Origin of the sequence: Enterococcus pingfangensis, assembly GCF_005405205.1 — a bacterium.
Classification (GTDB): Bacteria; Bacillota; Bacilli; order Lactobacillales; family Enterococcaceae; genus Enterococcus_A; species Enterococcus_A pingfangensis.
On record NZ_BJDP01000009.1, the window covers coordinates 91,663 to 104,386 of the forward strand.

Here is a 12,724-nt window from a genome sequence, read left to right on the forward strand (position 1 = left end):
TTCGCTGTAAAGTGATACACTGTACCTTTTACCTGTAGTTAAAACTTTTAATGAGCTGCTCTAGATTCAATTGATCGTGTTTCTACTATTATATAATCTGGAAAATACTTTATCTTTTTATCGGTCAGACAATTACCAGACCGCTTGCCGACAAAACGAACTGAACAGTTTCGTCAACGGACAAATTATACTAAAAAATCTTATCCAAAAATAGGATAAGATTCTTAACTTTTCCAAAATGGTTTGGAGAAGAGCAATAAAATCGGAAACATCTCTAGTCGCCCTGCCAGCATCGCAAAAGAGAGCGTCCACTTAGAAAGATTGGATAAAAAACCGAAGTTTTCGGTTGGCCCTACACCTTTGAAACCTGGTCCAACATTATTGATGCATGTAGCAACAGCAGAAAAGATTGTTTGAAATTGAATATTTTCCAATGAAAGAATCAGCAATGAGACAACAAAGACCAGTAAATAAAGGACTAAATAGGCATGGATATTTTCCATCGTCTTCGTTGAGATCGTTTCGCCTTCATATTTCAAGGAAGCAACACTGCGGGAGTGAATGATTTTTTTCAATTCTTGGATCGCATGTTTGATCAAGATCTGGATTCTTGAAACTTTGATCCCGCCGCCAGTCGACCCGGCACAGGCGCCTACAAACATTAGTAAAAGCAAAATCATTTGCGAGAACATCGGCCAAAGATCATAATTTGCTGTGGCAAATCCTGTTGTCGTAATGATCGAAGCTACTTGGAATACCGCATAGCGAAAAGCTTTCAAATACGAAGGATACTGCGACGAGATGTTGATCGTAATCAAAATCGTTGAGACCGCGATAATCGCTAAATAGCCGCGCAATTCCTCACTTTTCAGTACTGGAACAATTTTTCCCAGTATAAAGAAATAGATCAAATTAAAATTGATCCCAAATAAAATCATAAAGACACTTAGTACTCCATCGATATACGCACTGTTATAGCCGGCTATTCCAGCGTCACTCATAGCAAAGCCGCCGGTCCCTGCCGTTGCAAAGGAATTTAAGATACTGTCAAACAGCGGCATATCACCTAATACAAGCAAAATAATCTGGATCACTGTCAGCACCGTGTAGATCACATATAAAATCCGAGCGGTCACGCTGACTTTCGAGACTAGCTTACCGATGATTGGTCCAGGCATTTCCGCTTTTAAAATGTGCATCGTCCGGCCTGAAGCGATCGGGATAAATGCCACCGTAAAGACTAAGATTCCCATACCGCCGACCCAATGGGTAAAACTGCGCCAAAATAAACTGGCATGACTGATCGTGCTCAATGTGGTTAAAATCGAAGACCCAGTCGTCGTAAAACCCGAGACTGTTTCAAAAAAAGCATCCGTCAATGACGGGATCTCTCCTGAGAGCATGAAAGGAAAGGCACCAAACAATGACAATAACGTCCAACTGACTCCAACGATAAAGAAACCTTCTTTGGCAAAAATATTGCGGTTTTTAGGCTTCTTCCAACTCAGCAACGTTCCAACTAAAAGCGTGAAGACCGCGACAACCGCATAAGCCGTCGCTTCTTGTTCACGATAAATCAACCCGACGATAAACGGAAGCAGCAGTAAGAGCGCTTCTACCTTTAGTAATTTACCGATCGTAAATACAACCATTTTTCTATTCATAGTGATTCACTGTTATCTCCTTACCAGATCGTTCAGACTGCTGATTCTTCGATCCGTTGTAATAACCACGATATGATCTTTTAAACGAATTTCCGTATCACCTTTAGGAATAACAAATCCCCGTTCTCTGGAAATCGCCGCAATCAATATATTATTTTTCAGTTTAACGTCAGAGACTTTTTGATTCAAAAAGCTGGTTTGTGGTGTGACCACAAATTCCATCGCATCGACATCGTCATTGAACAAATGATGGAGCGTTTTAACACTACTGTCGTCATCTTTATTATTTTTCGCGCGAACATAGCGCAAAATGTGCGTAGCAATAATATTCTTAGGCGAAACAACACTGTCGATTTCCAACTGATCCAAGACACTCATGAAATTCATTCGCGTCACTTTTGCGACCGTCTTTTTCGCTTTCATTTGTTTTGCGTATAACGAAATCACGATGTTTTCTTCATCCAGTCCCGTCAGTGCCACGAACGCATCGACAGACTCGATCCCCTCTTCGACCAAAACTTCTTCGTCACTGCCGTCTGATTCAATGATCGTCGCTTCTGGTAGCATGACCGAAAGTTCTACACAACGTTTCGGATTGTTTTCAATAATTTTGACTTGGATCCCGTGTTCGATTAATTGACGGGCTAAATAATACGCGATCCGTCCACCACCGACGATAATGATCCGTTTGGTTTTTTTCTCCAACAGATTGATATCTTGGCAAAACCGCACCAAATCTCGATGTTGGCCCATCACATGGATGCGATCGCCTTGTTCGAGTACAAAATTTCCATCTGGAATAATCAGTTCTCCTTTTCGCCGAACTGCACAGATCAAAACATTTGCTTTAGATACTTTATCTAGCCGATTCAGCGAAGCACCAATCAAACGAGCATTTTCTTTCAAACGAAATTCTGCCAGTTCAATTTTCCCGCTAACGAACGTATCTACTTTAAAAGCCGATGGGAAGAGCAAAATACGCCGAATCTCGTTAGCCGCTTCCAATTCCGGATTAATGATCATTGATAGTCCCAGCTGATCACGCATAAAGGAGCGTTGTTTCAGATATTCTGGATTCCGCACACGAGCGATCGAATTTTGCGCACCCATTTTTTTCGCCATCAAACACGCCAAAATATTCAATTCATCCGACTGCGTCACCGCAATAATGATATCCGTGTTATTCACACCTGCTTCTAGCAAAATATCATACGTCGAGCCGTCACCAACTACACCTAGTACGTCAAATTGATTAACGATCGCCTTAACTTTTTCCGCATGTAAATCAACGACTACTACGTCGTAATCATAATCTTCATTCGACAGATACTGAGTCAACGCTTTTCCGACTTTACCAGCACCTAAAACAATAATTTTCATTTTATTCTCCTATATATGAGTGATATTCTTATTTCCTCATTCTAGCCTGTTCCAACCGAAAAAACAACGAACTTCAAAGAAAGTCTTTTTCCATGTTCATTCAAAATAAACAGATATTTTGAGCTGTTTTAGTCAAAAACAAACAAAGTAAGATTCATTCAGATTTTAGACCATTAAAATGCCGAAAAAATTGACGGAAGTTTATTCTTTAACAGCTAAACTAGCGCACACTTTCTGCTACTACAATTAGACGGCTATCGCAAACGTTAACTATTAAAAAAACTCAACCAAAAAAGTAGTTGAGTTCGAAAGTATTTCACTGAGAATCGTTAGTTTTTTTGACAATCATAATATTGAGCACGATCTCATCAGTCGTTGGTTTGTCGCCTTTTTTAACAAATTGACTTGGTTTTGGCTCCAAATCGACGGATGGATAAGCAGCATTCAAAAAATAATCTGAAAAATCAGTTTCTGTAATATTTTGATGGTACCAATCATTGTTCTCACCACCGTACAGATCGGCATATTCTGCGTTTTTTAGTGTTTTCTCGTTATAAAAAATCGTCGGCAACGCTACGACATACTCTTCTCCTTCTGAATTGACCCAATAATAAAGACCCGCCGAATCTTTGATCCCGCCAGTCCCATTAAAATCAACGGAAAAGTAGACAGATCTGTCACTAGCAGTCAGTTTTTTCGTTGTGATCGCAGGATTTTTTAACCCTAATGATTGAGCTCGTAAAAGGATGTACTTGCGCCAAGTTTCATCCGAAAAATCAGCGTGATATGAATTTTTGTCACTCAACGACTGCTGTTTTTCTAAATCATTTTCTGCCGCGGCACGACTTTCTTGAGCTTCTTCGCTGCTACTTTCACTTGCTTGTTGATATTTTTGATAACTTTTGATTTTTGTCTTCTGTGCATCAGTTGCAAATTGTTCCCAGACAGGATACGAATACCCGTTATTTAACAGCCAATTGAAGATTTTCTCGTAGTCTTTCGTCGTCGCTTTGATATCAGCCGCCGCTGCTTTTTCTTCAGCTTTTTTATCATAGTTCAGGTGTTGCGACTCAGACACTGCTTTTAAACTAGATTTAGTCCCTTCCCTTTTTTGGATCGTATATGTTTTAGCAAAATCAAATCCACGATCATCATCACTATCAAACTGATAGTCATAAATAAATTGCACTTGCTGATTTTTAAAATCCAAAATAAAATCATAAACGAGCAGATTGTCGCTATCATTGCTTTGAAGTGTAAGCTTTTGATTTTGTTTATCGCAATCGTACCAAGCAACCAATGACATCGGATAATCAGTTGCAGTCACACTCTTAGGTACAACAATCTCTCCAGCAAAATTGATCGACTCCTCCTCAAAAGAATCATCAAATTCCGGTAATTCCAGTTCTTTTTTTAATTTTGTTAGATCCAGCTTTTGTTGTACCGTTAAATCTGTCGTATCTTTGTTCTTTGCTGCATGCTTTTCTACTACGAAAAAGCCGATCAGCAAAACAAAAATGCTTATCAATACAGTTAGTCCGATTTTAATTGGTCGCTGTCTTTGCCCCATAAATAATACTTCCCTTTGATTAGATTTGATTATTTATCGCTATTATCCTTCAATTCTGACAAAATGCAATCATCAATTTTTCAAAAAAGACTCCGGCTTTCGCTAGTTTGAACTTACTATTGATTCAACCGGAAGTGGATTCTTTCAAGAAATCTCGGCTGATTTTCGAAACCACTAGAATATCATTTATTCAAAAAAAAAGGATATGACAAGACTTTTGTCACACCTCTTTTCCAAAACTATTTGCAGCTCAATCATTTTTCAAGCAAACAGATTTATAGTATTATTTTTTTTCTGTAAATCGTGCATAAAGCAAGCCAATCAAAAAGCCGATGAGAGCCGGTAAGATCCAGCCCATCCCGATGTTGAAAAACGGCAAATATCGTCCGGCAAAACTTAATAACGATTCGACAAACGGAAGTTCTGCAATTCCTGCGGGACTCGCTGCGAGGGCGTCAAAAATAGCGGAGATCATCGTAAAAGCCGTCGTTGTTTGATAGACGATTCTGCGATGCTTGAATAATGGGCTGATAATAGATAATAGAATCAAAGTCATCGCCAATGGATAGATAAACATCAAGACTGGCAACGATATTTCAATTATTTTTGTCAATCCAACATTCGCAAAAAGACAAGGTAAAGCACTTGCTACGATAATAAAGAATTGGTAACTGCGGCGAGGAAACAATTCAACAAACGTTTCTGAAAATGCCGTAACCAATCCAATCGATGTTTTCAAACAGGCGGAGATCACGATCAATGCCAGTAAAATACTGCCGGCGGTACCGAGATAATAATTGGCGATTTGTGCCAACGCGACTCCACCGTTTTCACTAATAGAAAATTTTCCTAAACTCATCGCGCCTAAGTAAGCCAATGAAGTGTAGATGATCCCCATCAAGACAATGCTGATTGCTCCTGATTTGATCGTATCTCTAGCGATTTGATTGGGATTTTTTACTCCCATTGATCGAATCGTCGTTACGATAATGATCCCAAAGGCTAATGAAGCAAGTGCATCCAACGTATTATAGCCTTCAGTGAAACCTGTAAAAAAGGCCGTCGTTTGATAAGTCGGCTGCACTGCGGCATCAGATACCGAACCTAATGGATGTGAAAAACCAAAAATAAGCAATACACCAAGCAAGATCAAAAAGATCGGATTCAAAAATTTCCCTACATAATCTAAGATTTTCGTAGGTTTGCGGGAGAAAAACCAAGTTAATGCAAAGAAGATGATACTAAAAACAGTCAACATGATTTTTTGTTGTCCGCTAGACACAAATGGCGCGACCCCAATTTCAAACGAAGTGGTCGCAAGCCGTGGTAAGGCAAAGAAAGGACCGATCACCATGTAAATCAAAAAGGTAAACACAAAAGCATATTTTCGACCGATCTTAGAGGCTAAATCAAGCACCCCTTCACTTTGAGAGATTCCGATCGCGATTACGCCTAAAAACGGCAAGCCGATTCCAGTAACTAAAAATCCAAGATTCGCTGAAAATACATTGCTTCCGGCAAGTTGTCCCATATTTACTGGAAAAATCAAATTTCCTGCGCCAAAAAAAAGACCAAAAAGCATCGAACCGATATATATGTATTGTTTTAATGAAAGTTTTCTTTCCATAATGCCTCCAGACTAAACGTTTGATTAAATTTTCATTAGTTAATTGTACACAAATGTTGCAACCCTGACAAAATATTTCGACCAAAAAACAATAAATCTCTTCAATTTTTCAGAATAATCAATCTTTTGAACTGTTGGTCACTGAAATTCTGTTAACTCTGTCAGTGAACTATTCTTTCGTTTGAAGTTTTTCAAACCATCAGTAAAAAGGCAATGACAAAAATGGACGATTCCAAAAAACAAGCAGGAATCTTTGAATATGGTCACTCAAATTTTTATGAAATTTCGGCTTATCCCCGAAGAACTAGAACATCATTTATTCAAAAAAAGGATATGACAAAACTTTTGTCATATCCTCTTATCGGTTATTTTAAAAAATGCTCGACCCCTCTAATTTAATGCTGCGGCTTGTTGGATCAGTGTTTTTATTGCTTCAGGCTGGATCTCTTCCACTTTTTTGATGCGGATATGCCGCATTGTTTTTGCTTCGCCTTGCAATAAATGGTCCGGATCGAAAGCGGCTAATTCATTCCCGCGATGAAAGCCAAGACTGGTGTGTTGCTTGGCCACTTGGATAAAGCAAACCAGACCTTGATACGAATAATTAGGCATGGACCACTTAAATTCTTCGACCAAATCCGGCGACGCGGCAAAAATCAATTCTCGCAATGCTTTTGCGATCGTTTTATTCGGCTCTGACAGTTTTGCTATAAATTGATTGACTTCCAAAATCTTCCGTTCACTTTCCATAACAAGCTCCCCCTTTTTAAACATCCTACAAAAAAATTATTAATCTTCCGTAGTCCGTTTTGTTCTTCTTTCTTTTTTCGCTGCTTTTTGCTGCAATTGCAAAATAGCCTGTTCAATTTCTGTCAATACTTCTGAATCGACTTCTTTATTTTTTAATTCTTCTAAATGACCAAGCCATTTTTCCGGCTCGCGATTGCCTAGGCGACCAATCGCCCACGCGGCAGTCCCGCGAATGACCGTCCGCACATCTTCTTGTGCACAAGTTAAGATTTCCGGCAACGCACCGCGTTCGCCAACATTCGCCAATGCGATTAAGGCATTTCGCTGCAACGGTTCTTTTCCGCGCCACGAGCCCGCCAAATGACCAAACTGTGTTTTGAATTCTTTATTGGAAAGATCTAACATCGGTTTTAATTTAGGATACACTTCATCGACTTTCGGTTCCATTTCTTCATGAAAATGGAAGTCTTTTCCTTGATTGTACGGACAGACCAACTGGCAAATATCACAACCATAGATGACATTCCGAATTTTTTTGCGATATTCTTCCGGCATCATTCCCTTTGTTTGAGTCTGATAAGAAAGACACCGCTTAGCATTCATTCGACCATCGCCGAGCAAAGCATTTGTCGGACAAGCCGTCACACATCTCGTACAATCACCGCAGCCAAACGGTACCGGTTCATCTACCGCAAATTGAATATTCGTAACGATTTCTCCTAAGTAGACAAACGAGCCGTACTCTTCTGTAATCAATAGACCATTTCTGCCAATGAAACCTAGTCCTGCCCGTTGCGCAACTGCTACATCGACGAGTTCTCCTGTATCTACTTGTGGGGCAAAACGCCAATCCTCTTGCTCTTGCAAGTCGGATGCCTGCTCTTTAATAAAGGCAATCAACTTTTCTAAGCGATCACGCAAGATATCATGATAATCGATTCCCCATGAAGCCCGCGCAAACATTCCACGCTTCTCATCATTCGGGATTTCTTCACGGATCTTTGTCGGATAAGCTAGTGCAATCGCGATGATCGTTTGCGGATTCTCAAATGTTTTTTCAGGATAGATCCGCTCTTCCACGATTTTGTGTTCAAACCCGGAATTATAGCCTCTTTCTCGTTGTTCATGCAAGGAAGCTTCTAATTCATAAAAAGGTTCAGCCGAAGCAAATCCAATTTTATCGATCCCGATCCGTTTACTTTCGGCGATAATCTTTTCCTTTAAAGACAACATGCTCATTCCCTCTTTTCTATTCTTTGATAGCGCTGAAAAACTTTTATCAGCGGTTTTTTCAATAACACATAAAAGACAACCGTTCCGATACCATGCATCACATCAAATGAGAGCCCCGCTAAATAATAAGGCCAGAACTGCTTGATTCCAAAAAACGGTGCCAACATGGCAGAAACAAGCAAGCCATACAACAAACTCAGCACAAAACCTAGTACAACTTCTAATAATAAAGATTTCCACGGCAGCTTATTCAACAGTCCCGTCAATAAAATAATAATAGCAAAAGCCAAAATTTGGGCGATCGTCCAGATCCCCATTCCTAAATAAAAATTTGTGATTATTAGCGATAAAGAACCAATGATCAATGCCGGTACGACCCCGATATTCAGCGTAACGATCAGTAAAATAGCCGTGATTGGCTGAACATTAGGAATCAACGAAGTCATCAACCGTCCGATCACACAAACCGCTGTCAACAACGCCAAGATCGTTAGTTCACGAGTAGAAAAAAATTGTTTTTTGATGACTCATTCCTCCTGCTGACTTTAAGGCTATTTTAGCATAAAACAACGAAACAATAGCTGATTTATATCAAGTTTCAGCGGGGGCTTTTTCTCATTTTGATCGTACGATTTGCAAAGTATTTTTCATCCTCTATAGACAGTCTCATTCTTTTTTTCTCATCACCATCAACGGGCAAAAAAAGCTGTTGACCTTTGACATTATCCTCAACTGATGACCAAAACAAAAAAGCTCTACCTCTTGCTAATGCAAGAGATAGAGCCGATTGTAATTAAGCTTCTTGAGCGACTGGATATACAGACACTTGTTTTTTGTCGCGACCTTTACGTTCGAAACGTACTACGCCGTCAACTTTAGCAAACAATGTGTCATCGCCACCGATACCTACGTTAACACCAGGGAAAATTTTAGTACCACGTTGGCGATAAAGAATTGATCCACCAGTAACAGTTTGACCATCAGCACGTTTAGCACCTAAACGTTTTGATTCTGAGTCACGTCCGTTAGAAGTTGAACCGCCACCTTTTTTATGGGCGAATAATTGTAAGTTCATATTCAATAACATGAGCTGCACCTCCTATGATTTAGATTTTGTTTGAATTTCAATGAAATCCAAATATTCAATTTCGATTGATTGCAAGCCTAATAATAAATGCTCTAGCAAAATTTGCGAGATATTCATCTGCTCTTGGGTCATCGAATCATTTATTTCCATTGAAACATGAAGACAACCACCTTCATCATCATTGGTTTCGATGTTCGGAATGACACCTGCTAAGGCATCTAAGCTATTTACCGTACTGATGGCTAGTGCGGAAACTGCGGAACAGACGATATCGCTACCGTAAGGACCAGCTTCAGCATGACCAGTCAGCGTAAATTCACTAATTTGACCTGCTTGATTTCGAGCGAATGTACCTTTGATCAACTTAGGCACCTTCTTTTTTTATGCTTTGATTGAGTCAATGACAACTTTAGTGTAAGGTTGACGATGACCTTGTTTGCGGTGTGAATGTTTTTTAGGTTTGTATTTGAAAGTAACGACTTTTTTTTGTTTGCCGTGTTTTTCAACAGTTCCTTCAACAGTTGCACCTTCAACGATAGGAGCTCCTACTTTGGTAGTTTCGCCGCCTACTAAAACAACTTGGTCGAAGACAACTTTTTCGCCAGCTTCAACGTCTAATTTTTCAATGTAGACTGCTTGACCTTCTTCAACTTTGATTTGTTTACCGCCAGTTTTGATGATTGCGTACATGCTTGTGGCACCTCCTTATAATAGATACTTAGACTCGCCATCCCAAGTGACCGAAGTTCTTAATAACTTGTTCTGCGCGGTTGTAGCTGTGGGTTCCACAATTACAACATTCATAGTCTACTAAAAAAAACGAGCGAAGTCAACGATTATTATTGACGTGCGCCCAGCTTTTTTCTACTATTAGTGAGATGATGGATTGGTCGCTTTGATTTAATAAACGGATACGCGATTCTTTCCGAAAAAATTAGTTTATAAAATGAGGTGACCCGGATGGACTATCCAAAAAAATTAGTCGACTTAGTATCCGAACGTTCAAAAGATTTTCAACTTGAGGGATTTATCGCAGGCCAAGGACCCCTTCAGCCAAAACTGATGTTAGTCGGTGAAGCACCGGGTCGCAACGAGGTCGTCAATCATATCCCTTTTTCTGGCGCAGCTGGAAAAGAATTAATCCAAGCGATGGAATCAATCGGTCTTACTCGAGAAAACACCTATATCACTAGTGCTGTCAGAAGCCGACCTTATAAAATCGTTGAACGTATCAATAAACGTACGCAAAAAAACGAGCTTGTCTATCCCAATCGGACACCAAATAAAAAAGAAGTGCTGGCGCACGCGCCGATCTTAGATTATGAACTAGCCGCTGTCCAGCCAAAAATCATCGCAACTTTAGGCAATATCGGCCTACACCGCCTGCTTGGGCCAAAATGGCAGATCAGTGAACGCCACGGCGAAATTTATCACGGCCCGATCTTAGAACTAACTGCAGAACAAGACAATTATCAACTGTCAGAAAAAAAATACACCGTCGTTCCGCTATTTCATCCGGCATCGATTTTTTATAATCGGTCATTAAGCGAAAAAATCAAACATGACTGGGTAACTTTAGGAAAATTACTAGAAAAAGAGGAAAAATAATGCGCAATGAAATGATGCACCGCCCAATAATCAATGAAGATATTTTACATTATTTACGAACAGAACAAAAATCGTTAACCGGGGCTTTAGGCGAATTGGAAGAACTTGCCCATGAAAACGGCGTCCCAGTGATTCCCCATGAAACAGTCGTCTTCTTGCAATTTTTATTGAAACAAAAACGTCCTAAAACTATTTTAGAGATCGGTACGGCAATCGGTTTTTCCGCTAGCTTGATGGCAAATTCGCTTGCGAAAGAGGCTAAAATCACTACGATTGATCGCTTCCCTGTCATGATTGAAAAAGCAAAAACTACCTTCAAAAAAATGGGGCTAGAAGATCAAGTGACTTTATTAGAAGGCGACGCGGCTGACTTATTGAGTACGTTAGAAGGACCTTACGACTTTATTTTTATGGACAGTGCCAAAGCAAAATATATTACTTTTCTACCCGAATGTTTGCGCCTATTATCGGCTGACGGCATCTTGATGGTGGATGATATTTTTCAAGCGGGAACCATTTTTCAGCCCATCGAAGAAATCCCACGCAAAAACCGCGCGATCCATCGCAAGCTGAATGAATTTTTAGACGAGATCACCAAATCTCCTGAGCTAACTTCGACTTTATTGCCTTTAGGCGATGGTGTCGCATTGATTTCAAAAAATAATTAATGCCTGACCAAAATTATTGGACCTACTGAAAGAATATCTCCTTGAATCGGTAAAACAACGAATTAGGATTGACAAGCACAAGTAGTTTTTCTATAATAGCAGTTGTTGCAAAACTACTGTCACAGTAGCTCAGCCGGATAGAGCATCCGCCTTCTAAGCGGACGGTCGGGGGTTCGAATCCCTCCTGTGATATATTTAAACCGTTAGGAATGTTGATTCCTAACGGTTTTTTTATTATCTGCCAATTCTGTGCCGATTTTTTTCTAATTATTATTTCTAACAAAATACTTTATTTTAAATAATATCTGCTCAATTGCTAACGAAAAAATAATTGCTAGAATCGTTAAAGCTGTTGAGACAAGAAATGATTCCACCGTGTCCATACTCTTTCTATCGATACGATTGTAGACAATAAAATATATTATTGGATGACAAATAAAAATATACAAAGTATGTTGCCCTATATAGCTTAAAAAACTTTTTCTTTTCGAAACTAGTCCTAACAATAGAGCTATTGCAATAGTCCCGATAATATACTGGATTAATTCTTTCAAAAAGAAAATATACTTCCCATCATCAAATTGATAATAATTTACATATCCAAAAAACACCCTCATCCATTCATTGGCATTATTTCCAAAAGATAGAAAGTTGATACATACAGATATAATCATTACGAAAAACAAAACAGGCTTAAATTTTCTTAATTTAGCTCTTACTTTGATCAGTTTATCAAACGTAAAAAAATAACCCGCAATAAAATATGGGGCAAACACAATCGTTCTCTCATATGCGAAATAATTCCCATCAGCATGAAAATTTATATATCTGATAAACAAAGCAAAAATAATAGTTGTTACTAGTACAGTCAGAGGATGGAGTCTAAACTTTTTTAAGAAAACTGAAATTAGATACCAATATGTCAAACTGAGTAAATACCACACATGAAAAATAGGCGTTACAACAATATGAATTTCAGGAATCCACGGATAAGAAGTCAAATTTACTATAAACATGTATAGTAATTGCACAAATAGATATAATATCCCATAGTGCAAAACTGGATTTGAGTCAATATCTTGGACATATTTTAGTAGAGACTGCTAAGACATTTTCTCTGTTTCTAAATCTTCAAAC

Annotated in this window: 13 protein-coding genes, 1 tRNA gene and 1 other annotated feature; of the genes, 3 read left to right on the forward strand and 11 right to left on the reverse strand. The window is 39.1% G+C overall.

Features of this window, described 5'->3' with window-relative positions:
- Positions 1-224: 224 nt before the first annotated feature.
- The 10 genes from FFM63_RS07065 to rplU all read right to left on the reverse strand — a co-directional run bounded on the left by FFM63_RS07065 (position 225) and on the right by rplU (position 10,001).
- The gene (locus FFM63_RS07065) at positions 225-1,664 is read right to left on the reverse strand and encodes a TrkH family potassium uptake protein (RefSeq protein WP_137609618.1); all 1,440 of its coding nucleotides are present in this window, start codon (positions 1,662-1,664) and stop codon (positions 225-227) included.
- Between the two features lie 12 nt (positions 1,665-1,676).
- Positions 1,677-3,044 carry a Trk system potassium transporter TrkA gene (trkA, locus tag FFM63_RS07070; RefSeq protein WP_137609619.1) on the reverse strand — a complete coding sequence of 456 codons (1,368 nt, stop codon included), beginning with the start codon at positions 3,042-3,044 and terminating at the stop codon, positions 1,677-1,679.
- 316 nt (positions 3,045-3,360) lie between these two features.
- On the reverse strand, positions 3,361-4,614 hold the full coding sequence (locus FFM63_RS07075) for a hypothetical protein (RefSeq protein ID WP_137609620.1): 1,254 nt from the start codon (positions 4,612-4,614) through the stop codon (positions 3,361-3,363).
- A gap of 283 nt (positions 4,615-4,897) precedes the next feature.
- Complete coding sequence (gene brnQ, locus FFM63_RS07080) at positions 4,898-6,241, reverse strand: branched-chain amino acid transport system II carrier protein (protein ID WP_137609621.1); 1,344 nt, start codon at positions 6,239-6,241, stop codon at positions 4,898-4,900.
- Positions 6,242-6,631: 390 nt separating this feature from the next.
- The gene (locus tag FFM63_RS07085; RefSeq protein WP_137609622.1) at positions 6,632-6,991 is read right to left on the reverse strand and encodes a DUF1801 domain-containing protein; all 360 of its coding nucleotides are present in this window, start codon (positions 6,989-6,991) and stop codon (positions 6,632-6,634) included.
- Between the two features lie 39 nt (positions 6,992-7,030).
- A complete protein-coding gene (queG, locus tag FFM63_RS07090) occupies positions 7,031-8,224 on the reverse strand; it encodes a tRNA epoxyqueuosine(34) reductase QueG (protein WP_137609623.1) in 1,194 nt (397 codons plus the stop codon).
- 2 nt (positions 8,225-8,226) lie between these two features.
- Entirely contained in the window at positions 8,227-8,709 is a 483-nt protein-coding gene (locus FFM63_RS07095; RefSeq protein ID WP_246033301.1) for a hypothetical protein, read from the reverse strand.
- Between the two features lie 308 nt (positions 8,710-9,017).
- On the reverse strand, positions 9,018-9,311 hold the full coding sequence (rpmA, locus tag FFM63_RS07100; RefSeq protein WP_010745708.1) for a 50S ribosomal protein L27: 294 nt from the start codon (positions 9,309-9,311) through the stop codon (positions 9,018-9,020).
- Between the two features lie 12 nt (positions 9,312-9,323).
- On the reverse strand, positions 9,324-9,674 hold the full coding sequence (locus FFM63_RS07105; RefSeq protein WP_137609625.1) for a ribosomal-processing cysteine protease Prp: 351 nt from the start codon (positions 9,672-9,674) through the stop codon (positions 9,324-9,326).
- An 18-nt stretch (positions 9,675-9,692) separates the two neighbouring features.
- A complete protein-coding gene (rplU, locus tag FFM63_RS07110; RefSeq protein ID WP_137602969.1) occupies positions 9,693-10,001 on the reverse strand; it encodes a 50S ribosomal protein L21 in 309 nt (102 codons plus the stop codon).
- Positions 10,002-10,021: 20 nt separating this feature from the next.
- Positions 10,022-10,093: a sequence feature (ribosomal protein L21 leader region), on the reverse strand.
- 178 nt (positions 10,094-10,271) lie between these two features.
- Here rplU and FFM63_RS07115 point away from each other — a divergent pair.
- The 3 genes from FFM63_RS07115 (at position 10,272) to FFM63_RS07125 (ending at position 11,779) form a co-directional block, all read left to right on the forward strand.
- Positions 10,272-10,919, forward strand: a complete 648-nt coding sequence (locus FFM63_RS07115; RefSeq protein ID WP_137609626.1) for a uracil-DNA glycosylase — start codon at positions 10,272-10,274, stop codon at positions 10,917-10,919.
- Entirely contained in the window at positions 10,919-11,587 is a 669-nt protein-coding gene (locus FFM63_RS07120; protein ID WP_137609627.1) for an O-methyltransferase, read from the forward strand. Before FFM63_RS07115 ends, FFM63_RS07120 begins: the two co-directional genes overlap by 1 nt.
- A 118-nt stretch (positions 11,588-11,705) precedes the next feature.
- A tRNA-Arg gene (locus tag FFM63_RS07125) sits at positions 11,706-11,779 on the forward strand.
- Positions 11,780-11,850: 71 nt separating this feature from the next.
- On the opposite strand, the gene FFM63_RS07130 is transcribed toward FFM63_RS07125, so the two are convergent.
- A complete protein-coding gene (locus tag FFM63_RS07130; RefSeq protein WP_246033302.1) occupies positions 11,851-12,603 on the reverse strand; it encodes an acyltransferase family protein in 753 nt (250 codons plus the stop codon).
- Positions 12,604-12,724 lie beyond the last annotated feature (121 nt).